The organism is uncultured Methanobrevibacter sp. (assembly GCF_946184425.1).
GTDB lineage: Archaea > Methanobacteriota > Methanobacteria > Methanobacteriales > Methanobacteriaceae > Methanocatella.
This window is the reverse complement of the sequence record NZ_CAMHFP010000003.1, coordinates 41,154-57,232: the sequence shown is the minus strand read 5'-3', so window position 1 is coordinate 57,232 and position 16,079 is coordinate 41,154. Positions and strand designations below refer to the sequence as shown.

The window sequence follows — 16,079 nt, the reverse complement described above, 5'->3', positions numbered from 1 at the left end:
ATGTCAATGTACGATATGGATTTAGACAGAGTAATCCGTAAAATCAACTCCAAAAATGTAGAAACAGTAGGCCTTCAATTTCCGGAAGGACTGAAAATGCAGGCCGTGAAAATTGCACGAAAAATTGAAGATGAAACCGATGCCACAGTTATCATTTCAGGCGATCCGTGTTTTGGAGCATGTGATGTAAGCGACTATAAAATGAAAGGTTCAGTTGATTTGATTGTGCATTACGGACATACACCGCTTCCCCTAAAATATGAAGTTCCTACAATTTTTATTGAAGCATTTGCAAAAATTGATATCAAAAAAGATTTAGAAAAATGTTTAGATGCTCTAAAAGATTATTCTAAAGTAGCTTTAGTAACAACAACACAACATTTACATCTTTTAAATGAAATAAAAGATTATCTAGAAGATAACGGCAAAGAAGTCGTGCTCGGTTCATCAAAATCAACCCGGAAAGGACAGGTTTTGGGATGCAATTTCTCTTCCATCAAAAATCTGGATGCTGAAATATTTCTGTTCATAGGCAGCGGCAATTTTCATCCGTTAGGAATTAATCTATTTTCAAATACACCTGTACTGGCACTAGATCCTTACAACAATGAACTTAGAAGAATGGACGAGTATGCAGACAGAATTTTAAGGATAAGATTTGCAAGAATAACCAAGGCAAGAAGTGCTAAAAAATGGGGAATCATCGTATCTTCCAAAGAAGGACAATATCGGATGAAACTTGCAAAGGAAATAAAAAAAATTCTTGAAGAAAAAGGAATGGAAGCATATATACTCTTAATGGACAATGTTAATCCGGATGTGCTTTTACCTTATATGGAATTGGAGGCATTTGTTGTTAGTGCATGTCCTCGAATAGCTATAGATGATTCACAAATGTATAAAAAGCCATTATTAACACCACAAGAGTTAGAAATCGTATTGAACAAAAGAGAATGGGAAAACTATCAGTTAGACGAAATATTATTCCATGAAAGATACAAATAATTTAAATAGTAATATAAATAAAATTATTATATTAAATAAAAATTTTTATCAAATCTTTATTTTGGTGATTTTAATATGAGTATAGAAGAGGAACAAATTGTAATGCCTGGAGATAAATTAGGAATCATAGAACAGTATCTGCCAGGAGAAGGTACTTACGATGACAATGGTGAAATAAAATCATCAGTACTTGGTAATGTTAAAATTAATCAAAAAATGAAGGTTATATCTGTTGAATCCGACGCAAAACCTGCTTTATTAAAAGTTGGAGACATAATCTACGGACAAATAACCGACATTAAACCTCAAAGAGCTAATGTAAATATTGAATGTATCAAAGACAATGCAAGGCCATTGGCATTACCATATATGGGTGCTATCCACATATCACAAGCAAAAAAAGACTACTTGGAAAAATTATCTGATGCTTTTAGAATAGGAGACATAGTTCAAGCTAAAGTAGTTAAAATTACTGGAGATAATGTTGATTTAGGTACTGTAGACGATGATTGTGGAGTCCTAAAAGCTATGTGTACACGCTGCAGAGATTACATGCACACCACAAAAAAGCAAAATGAACTTCAATGTAATTCATGTAATAAAAAAGAAAAAAGAAAAGTTTCTAAAAACTATGTTAATTAATTAAGGTTGATATAATGGAAGAAAATTTTAAAATTATTGAAGAAAAAACATTAGAATTAACATTTAGAGTAGAAGATGAAAGTCACGGTGTTTTCAATGCACTCAGACACATTTTGATGCAAGACCCTGATGTTGAATATGCTGTTTATAATATCGATCACCCTCTTACTGGAAAACCAGAAATGACTATTAAAACAAAAAGAGGAAAAAGACCAAGGAAAGTATTGAAAAAAGCAGCTGAAGAACTTCAAAAAGAAAGTTCAGAATTTAAAAAACTTATTGACGAAGCTTTATAGCTTCACCATTATTTTTATTGTGATTTAATGACAGAATATAAAATCCCTTCACTAACTACAGATATATTCATTTTTGATGAGAATCTTAACTTCATTTTAATTAAAAGGGATAATGACCCTTTTAAAAATTACTGGGCATTACCCGGAGGATTCGTAGAATACGGTGAAACTGTGGAAAATGCGGCTATTAGAGAAGCTAAAGAAGAAACTAATATTGATGTAAACTTAAAAGGATTAGTGAACGTATATTCTGACCCCAATAGAGATAGTAGAGGTCATACAATATCCATAGCTTACATAGCTACCGGAGATATGAACAATATGCATGCCAGCAGTGATGCAAAAGATATTGGCATCTTTTCAGTTGAAAAACTAAATGAAATCAATCTTGCTTTTGACCATGATAAAATTATAAAAGATTGTTTAAACAAAGCTAAAACTACTTTTTAAGGTATATATTTAAATATATTGAAAAAAATATTACAATTTAAAGAAGATTATGAATCTTTTTAAGGAGGAGTTAAATGGAATTTTGTCCTGAATGTGGAGCAATGATGCTTCCAAAAGAGGGAATATTAAAATGTAATTCATGCGGACATGAAAAATCATTATCCAATAATAATGAATATGAAGTCTCCAGAGATATAAAAGAAAGTGAAAATGTCAAAGTGCTCGGAGACGAATCAGATGTTCGTCCAACCACCACTGAAGTTTGCCCAGAATGTGGAAATGATAAAGCTTATTATGAAATAAAACAAACCCGTAGTGCTGATGAAGCACCTACACGTTTCTTTACTTGTACTGAGTGCAAATATACTTGGAGAGAATACGACTGAGGTTTTTATATGAAAGATTCTAAAGAAAAAGAGCATAGAATTTCTAATCTCAAAGATATGATTGATACCGTGAAAGATGAAGAAGAAGGTATCAAATATGAGGATATTGAAGAAGATAGTGAATTAATTGACTATCTTAATGAAAATACCCGTGATTATGGAGATTTAGAAATTGATGATGAATTCATCTATCATCCAGACAATGATGATAACAATGCTATTAATTTAGAAGAAAATCCTATTGATGAAGACTTTTTGATTAAAACACCAAAAGAAAGTGAAAATCAATTAAACGAAGAAAATTTAGATTCAGATGAAGAATTCGATGACGATATAATTGTAGGAGAAATAAGTGAAAACTTTGACAATGTCATTAATGCCAAAATTGGCAGAACTCCAGTTTTAGGCATAGTAAGTACAGTTTTAGGTTTAATATTAATCGTAATCGGAGCAATTGTTTACAGTTCCCGTAGTGAAAGAATAGTAGATAATGTTATTTCAGGAGAAAGTAGTTTTATCACAGTAATTTTTATTGTTTTTGGTTTATTACTATTAATCTACGGATTATACAAAGTTATTGGATTGAAAAATCCGTTGGAGAATATTTCGAATAGTATTGACTCACTTGATAATGAAAATGATATTAAAACCGAAAAAATGGAAAAAGAGGATGAAAATATCATACCTAAAAGCAACATTCCATTAGATAAGGAATCCTTCAAAATAGGAGAATTTAAATTCGGTGATTTAAAAAATACTTTCAAAAAATCAAAATCTAATTCTAAACCTAAAACCACACCACAAGAAAATATCGATGATATTCCTCCAGCACGTGAAAAACCTGCTGAAAGAAAAGGTTTGACAACAGAGGAAATCGAAGAAATAGAATATGAAAAAGTAAAACTTGATAACGAATCTATTGATGATATTTTCGCTGAAGTTGAAGGCATTGAAGATATTCCTATAATTTCTATTGATTCTCAAGAAGAAAATAAAAAGGAATAACTTTTTTAATTTTATTTTAAGGGCCTGTGGTCTAGTCAGGAATGACGCAGGACTTCGGATCCTGAGATCGGGGGTTCAAATCCCTCCAGGTCCGCTTAATTTTTAACCCTAACAACAGCTTCCTTAAAGAAGTCAGGTATCAGTGACCTATACATTGGACTTTTAAACAACATATTTATATCACTGTCAATAATGTAGGTATAACATGAGTCGTCTTCAGCCCTCATTCCACGACCATACGCCTGCATAAGAGTCATTACTGTTTTATATGCATACCATTTTTTATCTCGCTTCATTCTCATGTTTACCTGCTTATCACCCAAATAAGGGAAGGGCATTTTGTAGATAATTTGAAACCTGCACTTATCATACGGCAAATCAACACCTTCACTCATGGATGGTGAAATCAGTACCAAGGGATTTTCATCTTTTTCAAAGAAATTCAATATCTGTTCCCTATTTTGTGGTGTGTGAGATATTAAACGGGAATTATTTAAATTACGGGTAATATACTGTTGACATTTATAACTGTGAGTATGAATCAAACCTTTGTCGCCTTCATGCTTTTTCAAAATCTCCTGCAAAATAGGAATAGTCTTTGGAGCTGTTTTTTTAATTCTGTTGGCAGACATCTTTCCTGCCAAATTAAGAATGATAGGTCGTTTTTCCTTAGTGAATGGGCTGTCAACTTTAATATGATAAACTTCAGCAGGATTTAATCCTAACCATTTTGCAAACATCTTATGGGAAAGAATGGTTGCACTCATAAAAATAACAACATCACCATATTTCAACAAATTATTTTTAGCATAATGATGAACCCTTAACGGCTTGAATGTGACGCCGAACTCGTCATTGTCAATAACCCAATTTTTAGGCTCTTTTTCAAGGTTATTTCTAAGACTTTTTAATCTGGAAATTGTTGATCTTATTCTATCCGCTTTGTTTTTGGTTACTTCCTTCAAATCAATATCTTCGTAACTATCACATATAGCCTCAATTTCCATTTTCCAGTCTTCAAGCTCCCCATCTTTCAATGTCTCTTTAGATATAGCTTTGTTGATATCCTTTTCAAGAACCCTATTATACAAAGTGACTTCCATTGTGGCCATTAATTTGTTTTCTATGTTGTGTGCCTCGTCTAAAATCAGTAAAGAACGTGTGCCGAAATGTTTTACATAATTCAGTTCAACTATTGCATAATCATAGTTCATTAAAGTAATTGGAGAGTTGATTGCATTGGCTTTCTGATTCCAATAGTGGCAATGACTTCCGGACTGATAAAATACTGATCCTCCAAATGAATCCTCAAAAGCAAGTTCCGCATCCAATGTCGGATTTTTAGCAACACCGTATTGGCAAAAGAAATTGCTGTTAGTTGGAGTTGTTTTACATGTACCCATATCACAGGTAGTTTCCAGATTATCATTCAAACATGCAAAATTACCCCTTCCTTTAACTAAAGGAAAATCAAACTCATCAGAGTACTGAGACTGCAGTTGTTTTGTCATGGTTAAAATATATGCAGATTCATACATTTTAGCAAGAGTGGTTGCTATTGCTGATTTACCGGTACCTGTGCCAGCTTCAAGAATAATATACTTATATCCTTTTTTTATTGCATTATTAATATCCTGAATTATCTCCAGCTGACCTAATCTAGGCTGTTCAAAAGGAAAATTCTCTATAATCACATCATCTATATGAGGATAAAGTTCCTTTAAGTAAGCTGATGTTCCCTCATCCAACTTATGGTCATCAACAGAATAGACTTCAGGAATCTCATCATCTAAAATTGAAGAAGTCCTTTTTTTAGAAAAACTAAATAAAGTAGTTGGACCGTTAGATTCATTTTTACTTGTAGTTTTACAAGTACAATTACTTTTAAGCATACCGCAATTTGGACAAAACATAGAATTAGACATTAACATTATATTAGTTAATATACTATAAATAAATTATAGAAAGAGAAATTGAAAAATTAATATCAAAGAGAATAATTCTTAAATAAAGTGATTATATGGCAAAAAAAGGAAAATTGATTGGAATTGGTGTTGGACCGGGAGATACTGAACTATTAACTTTAAAAGCTGTAAAAGTATTAGAAACAGTGCCAGTTATTTTCTCACCAAAATCCTCAAAAGAAAAAGAAAGTATTGCATTATCAATCGTTAGACCAATTATTGAAAAAAGAAAAGATTACAAAAGACTAATGCGTGTAGAACCAATATTTCCAATGATTGAGGATAAAGATGAACTTGAAAAAGTTTGGACCAGTGCGTCCGAAATGATTGCACAGTACTTGGATAGCGGAAGGGATGTAGCATTCATTACTCTTGGAGACAGTTCAATTTTTAGTACTTATTCTTATGTGCAAAGAAAATTAGCTGGAAGATATGAAATCGAAACAATTCCTGGAATTACTTCATTTACTGCTTGTGCGGCAGCTCGTAACAAAGCTCTTGTAGAACAAAACCAAATTTTAACAATCGTACCTAAAATTGATGATAGACTAGAAGAAATCTTAGAATACAGTGATTCAATTGTCCTCATGAAAGCTTCAAGAAACACCAGTAAACTAGAAAACACTATCGAAGAAAAAAATAGACCTAAGGAAATTTATTCAGTGCAAAACTGTACTAGAGAAAATGAAAAGATTATTGAAGGATTTTCTAATGAAAAACCTTATCTTACAACAACCGTTATCAAATTTGGGGATGATTAATAATTTTTAATTGGCAGAGGTTCTACCTCAAAAACACATTTTTCATCACCCATAGTGTAACATTGGGTTTCAATTACACTGACTGGCAGTTTGAAGTATTGTGTAAATAATGCTTCAAAAATTCCAGTGTCTAAAAAACATGCTGGTTTTCCTGTTCTAGGTAACAGTTCACATTCAAAACAATCAAAAGTAGTTATTCGAATAATTTGACCTACTTCAAATGAAAGTCTACCTAAACCCTTATTTTCCCAAAATGTAGCAATATTTCTCATGAAAATATCTAAATCATCATCATATAACTTTCCAAAAATTGAATTACCGATACAATTTCCTGTTGATTGTAAAATAGGGTCAATATTTATTCCTTCCTGAATAAGCATTGATTTTAAGGTATGGAAAAGCAATGTTGAAAATTCAGCATCATCATCAACAAGATTTTCAATTAGATAGTCCGCTTGGGTTTCCTTAATCTCTTTTGGCTCAGCAATATTTACAGATCCTATATATTTGGAATTTAAATAAAATATTTTCTTTCTGTTATCTACTGGATGAACCCTATATGATATGATTCCATTTTCCCTTAAACTTTTCAAATGAACTGAAACGGTAGATTTAGATTTACCAGTGTTATTAACGATTTCATCAAATTCCATGTCACTATCTCTAAGCATTTCCAAAATAGTAAGTTTTACAGGACTTTTGATTACATTTACACCAATTTTCTCATCAAAATTTGAAAAAATTTGGATCGGTTTTTGTTCTTTCATGATAAAATCTCCCAATTATACAAATATATTTTAAATCATTAGTTAATAAATATATCTAAAAATTAAAAATTAGTATATTGTATATAATTATTGAAATAAATTTGAACATTATAAAAAGAAATAAAAAGAAATAATACGAACTGTTCGTTTTAGGACATATAAAATAGTTCGTATAATTAACTATCTTCACCGAAAAATTATAACTAAAACTAATTTTTCAGAACTTAATAATTAGAAATCATTCACATTATCTTAAACAATTTTTTTGCATTTTTTGAGGTTATTTCAATGACATCCTCTTCTGACATGCCCAATTCTTCGGCTATCCCTCTTGTTATATATTTCAGATTTAATGAAGTGTTTTTTTCACCTTTTTTTTGTTCCGGAGGCAAATATGGAGAATCTGTTTCTACAAGCATATTATCAATGCCTATTTTTCTCGCCATTTTTCTTATTTTCTTATTGTTGGTGTGAGTAATCGGTCCTCCTATTCCCATATAGAAACCCAGTTTGATAAATTGCTCCGCCATTTCAGCTGAACCCTGGTAACAATGCATAGACCCAACTACATCATGCATTTTCAACATGTCATAGGTATCCTGTATTGATTTTCTAGAATGAACTATTACCGGCAAATCATGTTTTTCAGCAAGAACCAACATCTTGTCAAATAATTCCTTTTGATTAGCCTTATTATCCTTTGTATGATAATAGTCAAGTCCTATTTCACCCACAGCAATTACTTTATCATTGCCAAGTTGATTATCCAATAAAGAAATATCCTCATCAGTAATTTCATCTGCAAAAGAATAAAAATATCCCAATGCAGCATAAACATTTTCATATTTATCGGACAATTCCAATATTTCCCGATTGCTTAGAGGGTCTGTGCCATTCAAAATCAGATATATATCATTTTCTGCGGCTTGCCTTATAATTTCCTCTGCATTTTCCATTTCACTATTATAAATATGGCAATGTGTATCTATTATCATGAAAATCCTCATTAAAAGATATGAAATCTATTTGCATAAGTTTTTATTATTCTGACTTCAATAATTATATAATAAATTAAATTAAATTAAATTTTTGGTGTGCAGATATGGATAATAAATTTTCAAGAACAGAAATGTTAATTGAAAATGAGGGAATGGAAAAACTAAACAATGCCAAAGTTGCTGTTTTTGGTATTGGTGGAGTAGGCTCATTTGTTTGTGAAGGACTTGCAAGAAGCGGAATTGGAAATTTTATTTTGGTGGACTATGATAAGATAGATGAAAGCAACATCAACAGGCAACTGATTGCAACAACAAAAACTATCGGCAGATATAAGGTTGATTTAATGAAGGAAAGAATCTTGGATATCAACCCGAATGCAAATGTTGAAGTCTATAAGGAGTTTTATATGGCTGATTCTAAAACCGACATCCTTACAGAAGACCTGTCATATGCAGTTGATTGCGTGGATACTATTATGGCCAAGATTGCAGTAATATGTAAATGTGATGCCCTTGAAGTTCCTGTTATTTCATCAATGGGTACAGGCAACAAATTGGATCCAACAATGTTCGAAGTTGCAGACATTTATGAAACCTCTGTGTGCCCGCTTGCAAGAATAATGAAAAAAGACCTTAGAAAGAGAAATATAGAAAAATTGAAAGTAGTCTATTCCAAAGAACATCCAATAAACACAAACGACCATGTTATTAACCAGGATAGGAAATTTAAAGTGAAGGGCAGCGTTTCTTTTGTTCCGTCTGTTGCGGGATTGATAATTGCAGGCGAAGTGATTAAAGACATTGCAGGCAAATAATTCAAAAGTTCAAGAGATGAATAAGATGTCAAGTGATGATAAAGATATTCTGAAAGAATTAAGAGATATTCAAAAAAACAGAGAATGCTGGAAAACAAACATTGATGATGTCGCATCTAAATTGAGTGAAAATTATTCCATTGAGATAAAAGCAAAAGCACTGTGGCTTCTTGGAGAGATGGGACTGAAATATCCTGCAGAAATTGAATGCCACATTGAAAAAATTGCCAGTTACTTGAACAATACAAATGCAAAACTGCGGGAAAGGTCTGCCAATGCAATAGGAAGAATATGCAGGGCAAACAAAAACCTAATAACTCCACATTTGGAAAAATTAATGGAAATGAGATATGATGAATCTGAGAACGTCAGGCATGCATTTATATGGGCCTGTGAAAATATAGCTTCAAACGCACCAGAGATGTTTTGTGAAAAACTGGAAATCTTTTATGATATGATTTCGGATTCTAGTGAAAAGGTTAGGATAGAATCCCCCGAAATGTTTAGAGTAATTGGGAAACAAAAACCAGACTATGTGATTCCTTACTTAGAAAAATTAGAATGTATTGCAGAAAATGATGAAAATTCCACTGTTCGCATTCATTGCAGTGGTGCGGTTAGAATAACAAAAAACGCATTGAAAAAACATCAAAATAGCTAATTGAGCCACTGATTCCATCATTTACTCGAATCTATTTATTTTAAAATCCAATACAATACTATTTCTGTGGAATTTCCAGTATTTTAATATTGATTTATTTAATTAAAATCTTGTTTTATTATCTATTTCATTAAATGAGCTTCTTGAAGTCAACCAAACTATTAATGCCATTAATGAAATTAAACTTGCCCCCATCATGACATATTGCCATCCGCCTAAAGACCATAATAATGATGCAAGAGCACTTCCTACTGCCCCAAATATGAAATTATTAACAACAAATACAGTATTTAGTCTGCTGCGTTCCTCATTTGATAAATTGAATAATCTTGCCTGTGATAAAACAGATATTCCCTGAACTGCAACTGAAAGTACGGCAGCAATAATTATGATTGCTATAATGGAATCATAAAACACAAGCCCGCAAAGCATAGTGATTAAACTTAGAATTATAAATATTCCAAGGGCAGGTACGCTTAAGCCCTTGTCTTGCAATTTTCCAATTCCCAAACCGAATACTGCTGCAGTAAGTCCTGCCAAGCTAACAAGTCCTATTTGAAATGTATCATAATTGAAAGGGTTTCCGGATAACAGGAATGTTAATGAAGTCCAGAAAATATTAAAGACCAATCCAAAAATCAATCCGCTGTGCAGCAATATTCTCGGTAATGTTTCATGCCTTTTAAATGTTGTAAATACACTGGATAAAAGTTTTTTATATGATTCAAGTTTGTTTTTCCTTGGAATTTTCGGCAAAACAAAAATGATGATTAAAGCCATTGCCAGATTCAATACCGCAGCGATTACATATACTGATCTCCATCCCCACAAACCTGCAATAATACCGCTTGCAAATCTTGAAAATAAAATACCAGTAGTTATTCCAGAAGATACAATCCCCACAATATGTCCACGCTCTTCTTCTTTACTTAAATCCCCCGCAAGAGGCAAAATGACCTGACCAGAAATTGTTACAATACCCATACTGAACAAAGACAATGCCAGTATGGTAAAAGAAGGCGCTATCGCACATGAAATTAACGCAATTATGGACAATGCCATTACGATTGTAATCAATCTTTTTCTTTCAACAAAATCTCCTAACGGCACTATAAAGAGAATTCCAATTGCATATCCTATCTGAGTAGCAGTGACCAGCAGTCCACCGTTTGCAGCCGGAAGTCCAAAACTATTCATTATTTGAACAAGTAAAGGCTGAGCCCAGTATAAGTTACCTATTGCAAGACCTGAACATATAGCAAACAAGATTGCTAAGAATTTTGTCATTTCAACAGTTTTATCATTATTACCAATGTATTCCATATTTTCCACCTTAATTAAAAAATAATTTAAAAAATTAAATATTTAAATATAAAGTGGCATGAATGCCATTTAAACTAAAATTTAAATGTAAAAACACATATAAGAATTAACATGGTTTTAAGTCCGAAAAAATTAATTTATTATGAAAAAAAGTATGAACGAAACCCCCTTGAAGACATTACCAAATTCATTAGCAATAAATGGACATTACACATTTTAAGAGACTTGTTTTTAGGCAAAAGCCATTTTAATGAATTTAAAGTTAACAGATTATCTTTAGACAATAAAGCATTAGCAAGATGTCTTAAAACAATGCAGGACAATGATTTGATTTATAAGACAAATGAAGATGACGATCCGAAAAACACTGAATACTTCCTGACAAAAAAAGGCAAATCACTTAACAAGGTATTCTATGAGTTATTGTTGTTTGCAATAGAAAACGATACCGATAACGAATATTACTCCGAACATGAAAAAAAAGAATTAAAAGAAATGTATAAGGAAATTTTAGAAATAGAATAATTATAAAAATTATTCCTGATTGCTTAAAAGAACTCCGCCAACACTGACATTGTCAAATTTCCTTTCATTGAAAAGAACGTAAATCATTTCAATTGGAAGTCCGGTAACTCTGGAAGCTGATTCGCTGAATTCTTTTGCTAAAGTTTCTTTTTGCTCTTTGGTTAATTCACCTATATCAAAACTAATAACTGGCATTTATTATCACCGGTTATCGCTTTCATTTTCATTAATAAATAATTAATGTGGCAAAAATGACACGTGATATTATTCAACTAGCAAAACATTTCCAAGAAAAATGTAAACTTAATCCTTAAATCTAAAAAATTAAAATAAATCATTCCCTGAAATAGCGGGGAACGGTAGATCTTGGAATATTTTTATGAAATTCGATTGCAATATCCATTATTTCAACGGAAATATCTCCAGTTCTTTCAAATGCTTTGATTACTCGTGTGAGATAAATATAATAATTCGCATGGCCAACATCATCAAAAGTGGACTCACCCATCTGAAGAGCAATTTCCTTCATAGCTCTATCCTGCATTTTATGCATCTTTTCTTCTGTATCCATCAAATCTTCTTTTAACTCAACTTTACCGTCAATGAATGCTTCACTTGCATATGAAACAGATCTTTTTGCGTATTTATACATCTTTTTGAGGATGTCAAGAATCTTATCGTCAACTACAGAATCATCATTGATGACAAACTTATTGAGATGGATACAGTAATCACCGATTCTTTCGTAATTATAAGCCACTTCATTAAAAAGAAGAATTTTGGAAAGTTTTGAGTGAGGGTCCAAATTGACTACTGTTTCAACTGATGAGCGAATCTTTTCAAACATGTTATTTGTTGTAAAATCGAGTTCAATAGCTTCATTTGCTTTCTGTTTGTCATTTTCAAGGATTGCTTCAAAGGAGAGTTCCAGCTGATTTTCTATATGCTCAGCCATAGTCCTTAAAATGTTTTTAATTAAAAAATCTGTCGAAATTTTTTTATTGCTGTGTTCGAAACCTCCGTAAATTTCATCATATTTTTCCAGATTAACAACATAAACCTTGCGGACAATGTCCTCATCGACCAGTGGCTTTAACAATTTGGTTACATACCTCCGGCTTATTTTCAAATCATCGGCAATTTCATCCTGATTGGCCGGATTTTGATAAAATATGTACTCTAAAATTTCTTCCAGTGTTTTATTACTTCTTCCCATTTTAATGACTCCCCACAAAAGATATGACTAGTTATTTTTTAACTAGTACAAATATTTATTCGAATTTCCTCACTCATCTATTCCAGGTCTTTTTAAAGTTATCATGAATATTGTTCTTGAACCTATACTTACTGCCTTGTCGGCTATTCTTTCCATATATCTTGCCAGAAAAATTGTATCGATAATATAGGGGGCAAATTCAGCATCATTAATCATTGTTGATGTAACTTCATTTAAAATAGAATCGTATAGCTCATCTATTTTATCATCATCCCTGTCAAGCTCTCTTGCCTTGTCGAGATCATGATTTAAAAATACTGAAAATGATTTTTTTAACATGACTCCAATATACTCACCCATCAAAGCCATCTGATTAAGTATCTTTTCGGGAATAGGAACCTCGTGAATATTTCTGATTGAATCGGCAATCTTGGCGCACAAATGCCCAACCCTTTTGATGTGGCTGATAACCCTGAGCATTGATTCTATAAACAGCAAATCCTTAGCCAATGGCTGTTCGGTAGCCATGAATCTTATGCAGACCCTTTCGAGGTTAATTGTTTTGATATCCAATGTGCTGGAACCTGCAGATATGCTTTTGTGAACTGATTCATCATAATTTTCAAGCAGTTTAACAACGTCCCCGTTTAATCTGATAGCAAGATTTCCAAGTTCCCTGTAATCATCTACAATATTGTCCATTCTGTTTTGAAATGAAATTCCCGGTGTTTTTTCGCTCATAATTTCACATCCCCCGTTATCCAAATCTTCCTGTAATGTATTCTTCTGTTTTTTTCTCTTTCGGACTTACAAATAGCTTTTCTGTTTTTTCACTTTCAATCAGCTCCCCGTTGAGGAAAAATGACGTGAAATCAGAAACCCTTGAAGCCTGCTGCATATTATGAGTAACAATAACAATCGTATAATCTTTTTTAAGCTCATGAATCAGGTCTTCTATTTTCAATGTTGAAATCGGATCCAGTGCAGAACACGGTTCGTCCATCAGAATAACTTCCGGATTATTTGCTATTGTACGTGCAATGCAAAGTCTCTGCTGCTGACCGCCGGACAGACCTAAAGCTGACTGATCAAGCTTGTCTTTTACCTCATCCCAAATTGCCGCTGATTTTAAACTTTCTTCAACTCTCTGTGCTATATAATCCTCATCATCATTTCCGTGAATTCTAAGTCCGTATGCCACGTTTTCAAAAATGGATTTGGGAAAGGGATTCGGCTTTTGAAAAACCATTCCTACCCTTCTTCTCAAATCCACCACATCCATGTTTTTAGAATAAATGTCATTTCCATCCAAAAGAAGTGTTCCTTCCAATTTAAATGAAGCTATTAAATCATTCATCCTATTGATTGACCTTAAAAAAGTTGATTTTCCACAGCCTGACGGACCAATAAGCGCCATAACCGTGTTTTCAGCTACTTTTAAACTGATATCTTTAAGAATATGAGCATCTCCGAAATAAGTGTTGAGATGCTCTGCAGTAATCCTGTACATAATAAAACCTCATAAACTTTATAAATTTCCCATCATTTTGTTTTGATACCTTTGTGTGAAATAATTGGTTAAAAATGTAATTACCATCACTATAATTACAAGAACCGCAGCAGTTGCAAATGCATTCTGCAGGGATATTCCTTCAGTTGCCAGAATATACAGATGAAGGGGCAGCGGACGGCCCGGATCAAACATTGAAATCGGCATGGAAACAGATGAACCGACTGTATACATTACAGCGGCGGCTTCTGAAATGGCCCTTGTCATTGCAAGTATTATCCCAGTTACGATTCCGGGAATTGCCGCAGGCAAAATCACATTGCATATAGTCTGCCATTTTGTTGCTCCCAGACCATAGCTTCCTTCCTTATATGTGCTTGGAACTGACCTTAATGAAACCTCAACAACCTGAAATATTGTAGGAATCGCCATAATTGCCAAAACAAGACCTGCTGAAAATACAGACCATCCCATCTTCAAAAACATTACGAAAAATGCAAATCCGAATAAACCGAATACAATTGAAGGGATAGATGCCAATGTCTCTGCCCCGAAACGTATTATATTGACAAGCTTCCTGTTTTCTGCATACTCAACGACATAGATAGCAGCACCTACGCCTAAAGGAGCTGCTATTAAAACTGAAATTAGAGTCACATACAAACTGGAGACAATTACTGGAAATATTCCTCCGGATCTGCCCTGGTCTTTAACACCGCCGAAAATAAACTCCAAATCTATTGCCGGAAGCCCTTCAATCAATATGAATGCCAAAATGATTACCAGAACTGAAATTGTAAGTACACCTGAAAAAATCAATACTGAATTCATGATTTTGTGTGAAGTGCCCGGTGATAAAAAGCTTTTCATAATGACCCTCCGGAAATATCAAGGCTGAATCTCCTTTGAATACATTTCACAACTACCAGAAGCAGCATTATTAGTATAAACAGTATGACTGCTGTTGTAAATAATGCATGATAGTGAATTCCGGTTGCATAACTCATCTCAAGCGCAATATTGGATGTTAATGTTCTTGCAGGCTCAAATATTGAGTAAGGTATTTTTGAAACATTTCCGACAACCATTATCACCGCCAAAGTTTCACCTACTGCCCTTCCCATTCCCAAAATTATTGCAGTGATGATACCTGGAAGTGCTGATGGAATTACAACCCTTCTGATTGTCTGCCATCCTGTTGCGCCAAGTCCAAGTGATGCTTCCCTATACTCGCCAGGTACTGCTCTAAGCGAATCATATGAAACTGATATTATGGTTGGAAGAATCATTACCGACAGGATTAATGCGGCAGTAATTACGCTGAATCCGCTTCCCCCAAAATGAGACATTATAAAAGGAACCAGCACTACAAGTCCGAAAAATCCGTAAACGACAGAAGGAATTCCGGATAATGTCTGGATAATCGGCTTTAATATATTTCTGACTTTTTCACCTGCAACTTCCGCCATAAATGTAGCGCATAAAACTGACAGAGGTGTTGAAATTAAAAGTGCAAGGAAAGTTACGTAAAGTGACCCTGCAATCATTGAAAATACTCCGAATTCACCGTCATTGGGAGACCACAGATTTCCCAGTAAAAATTTGAAAAATCCGTATTCCTGAATTGCAGGCAGCCCTTCAATAAATATGAAAGCGGAAATAATTAAAATTATAAAGCATGACAGAAGCGCCGTTAAAAACAGTGCATTTTCTATTAATAATTCATATAAAGATTTTTTCATGATAAACACACCC

The 16,079-nt window shown here is 33.1% G+C and carries 20 protein-coding genes and 1 tRNA gene; 11 read left to right on the top strand and 10 right to left on the bottom strand.

Annotation, left to right across the window (positions count from 1 at the left end; translation table 11 throughout):
* The 7 genes from dph2 to Q0P94_RS00965 all read left to right on the top strand — a co-directional run bounded on the left by dph2 (window position 1) and on the right by Q0P94_RS00965 (window position 3,878).
* On the top strand, window positions 1–1,005 hold the full coding sequence (dph2, locus tag Q0P94_RS00995) for a diphthamide biosynthesis enzyme Dph2 (RefSeq protein ID WP_295112650.1): 1,005 nt from the start codon (window positions 1–3) through the stop codon (window positions 1,003–1,005).
* Between the two features lie 75 nt (window positions 1,006–1,080).
* Window positions 1,081–1,647, top strand: coding sequence for an exosome complex RNA-binding protein Csl4 (locus Q0P94_RS00990; RefSeq protein ID WP_295112647.1), 567 nt, complete (start codon window positions 1,081–1,083; stop codon window positions 1,645–1,647).
* An 11-nt stretch (window positions 1,648–1,658) separates the two neighbouring features.
* The gene (locus Q0P94_RS00985) at window positions 1,659–1,943 is read left to right on the top strand and encodes a DNA-directed RNA polymerase subunit L (RefSeq protein WP_367270187.1); all 285 of its coding nucleotides are present in this window, start codon (window positions 1,659–1,661) and stop codon (window positions 1,941–1,943) included.
* A 27-nt stretch (window positions 1,944–1,970) separates the two neighbouring features.
* Window positions 1,971–2,393: an NUDIX hydrolase gene (locus tag Q0P94_RS00980; RefSeq protein ID WP_295112640.1), complete on the top strand. Its 423-nt coding sequence runs from the start codon at window positions 1,971–1,973 to the stop codon at window positions 2,391–2,393.
* Between the two features lie 74 nt (window positions 2,394–2,467).
* Entirely contained in the window at window positions 2,468–2,779 is a 312-nt protein-coding gene (locus tag Q0P94_RS00975; RefSeq protein ID WP_295112637.1) for a transcription factor S, read from the top strand.
* 9 nt (window positions 2,780–2,788) lie between these two features.
* Window positions 2,789–3,784 carry a topoisomerase IV gene (locus Q0P94_RS00970; protein ID WP_295112634.1) on the top strand — a complete coding sequence of 332 codons (996 nt, stop codon included), beginning with the start codon at window positions 2,789–2,791 and terminating at the stop codon, window positions 3,782–3,784.
* Window positions 3,785–3,804: 20 nt separating this feature from the next.
* A tRNA-Arg gene (locus tag Q0P94_RS00965) sits at window positions 3,805–3,878 on the top strand.
* A gap of 1 nt (window position 3,879) precedes the next feature.
* Here Q0P94_RS00965 and Q0P94_RS00960 read toward each other — a convergent pair.
* Window positions 3,880–5,709, bottom strand: coding sequence for a helicase C-terminal domain-containing protein (locus Q0P94_RS00960; protein WP_295112631.1), 1,830 nt, complete (start codon window positions 5,707–5,709; stop codon window positions 3,880–3,882).
* 95 nt (window positions 5,710–5,804) lie between these two features.
* On the opposite strand from Q0P94_RS00960, the gene cobI reads away from it, so the two are divergent.
* Window positions 5,805–6,509 carry a precorrin-2 C(20)-methyltransferase gene (cobI, locus tag Q0P94_RS00955; protein ID WP_295112628.1) on the top strand — a complete coding sequence of 235 codons (705 nt, stop codon included), beginning with the start codon at window positions 5,805–5,807 and terminating at the stop codon, window positions 6,507–6,509.
* On the opposite strand, the gene Q0P94_RS00950 is transcribed toward cobI, so the two are convergent.
* Window positions 6,506–7,276, bottom strand: coding sequence for a V4R domain-containing protein (locus Q0P94_RS00950; protein WP_295112624.1), 771 nt, complete (start codon window positions 7,274–7,276; stop codon window positions 6,506–6,508). The two genes, cobI and Q0P94_RS00950, sit on opposite strands and share 4 nt — an antisense overlap.
* Window positions 7,277–7,518: 242 nt before the next feature.
* Window positions 7,519–8,271: a TatD family hydrolase gene (locus tag Q0P94_RS00945; protein WP_295112621.1), complete on the bottom strand. Its 753-nt coding sequence runs from the start codon at window positions 8,269–8,271 to the stop codon at window positions 7,519–7,521.
* A 107-nt stretch (window positions 8,272–8,378) separates the two neighbouring features.
* Here Q0P94_RS00945 and Q0P94_RS00940 point away from each other — a divergent pair, with 107 nt between their 5' ends.
* On the top strand, window positions 8,379–9,089 hold the full coding sequence (locus Q0P94_RS00940; protein WP_295112618.1) for a tRNA threonylcarbamoyladenosine dehydratase: 711 nt from the start codon (window positions 8,379–8,381) through the stop codon (window positions 9,087–9,089).
* A 16-nt stretch (window positions 9,090–9,105) separates the two neighbouring features.
* Window positions 9,106–9,750 carry a HEAT repeat domain-containing protein gene (locus Q0P94_RS00935; protein ID WP_295112615.1) on the top strand — a complete coding sequence of 215 codons (645 nt, stop codon included), beginning with the start codon at window positions 9,106–9,108 and terminating at the stop codon, window positions 9,748–9,750.
* A 102-nt stretch (window positions 9,751–9,852) separates the two neighbouring features.
* Here Q0P94_RS00935 and Q0P94_RS00930 read toward each other — a convergent pair whose 3' ends face one another.
* A complete protein-coding gene (locus tag Q0P94_RS00930; RefSeq protein ID WP_295112612.1) occupies window positions 9,853–11,073 on the bottom strand; it encodes an MFS transporter in 1,221 nt (406 codons plus the stop codon).
* 111 nt (window positions 11,074–11,184) lie between these two features.
* Here Q0P94_RS00930 and Q0P94_RS00925 point away from each other — a divergent pair, with 111 nt between their 5' ends.
* Window positions 11,185–11,598 (top strand): helix-turn-helix domain-containing protein, encoded by a 414-nt coding sequence (locus Q0P94_RS00925; RefSeq protein ID WP_295112609.1) that lies wholly within the window; start codon window positions 11,185–11,187, stop codon window positions 11,596–11,598.
* A gap of 9 nt (window positions 11,599–11,607) precedes the next feature.
* Here Q0P94_RS00925 and dmpI read toward each other — a convergent pair whose 3' ends face one another.
* The 6 genes from dmpI to pstC all read right to left on the bottom strand — a co-directional run bounded on the left by dmpI (window position 11,608) and on the right by pstC (window position 16,066).
* Entirely contained in the window at window positions 11,608–11,793 is a 186-nt protein-coding gene (dmpI, locus tag Q0P94_RS00920) for a 4-oxalocrotonate tautomerase DmpI (RefSeq protein WP_295112606.1), read from the bottom strand.
* 139 nt (window positions 11,794–11,932) lie between these two features.
* Window positions 11,933–12,814 (bottom strand): phosphate uptake regulator PhoU, encoded by an 882-nt coding sequence (locus Q0P94_RS00915; protein ID WP_295112603.1) that lies wholly within the window; start codon window positions 12,812–12,814, stop codon window positions 11,933–11,935.
* 69 nt (window positions 12,815–12,883) lie between these two features.
* Window positions 12,884–13,555, bottom strand: a complete 672-nt coding sequence (phoU, locus tag Q0P94_RS00910) for a phosphate signaling complex protein PhoU (protein ID WP_295112600.1) — start codon at window positions 13,553–13,555, stop codon at window positions 12,884–12,886.
* A 16-nt stretch (window positions 13,556–13,571) separates the two neighbouring features.
* On the bottom strand, window positions 13,572–14,324 hold the full coding sequence (gene pstB, locus Q0P94_RS00905; RefSeq protein ID WP_295112597.1) for a phosphate ABC transporter ATP-binding protein PstB: 753 nt from the start codon (window positions 14,322–14,324) through the stop codon (window positions 13,572–13,574).
* 18 nt (window positions 14,325–14,342) lie between these two features.
* On the bottom strand, window positions 14,343–15,194 hold the full coding sequence (gene pstA / locus Q0P94_RS00900) for a phosphate ABC transporter permease PstA (RefSeq protein WP_295112594.1): 852 nt from the start codon (window positions 15,192–15,194) through the stop codon (window positions 14,343–14,345).
* Entirely contained in the window at window positions 15,191–16,066 is an 876-nt protein-coding gene (gene pstC / locus Q0P94_RS00895; protein ID WP_295112591.1) for a phosphate ABC transporter permease subunit PstC, read from the bottom strand. The genes pstA and pstC overlap by 4 nt, the downstream gene beginning before the upstream one ends.
* Window positions 16,067–16,079 lie beyond the last annotated feature (13 nt).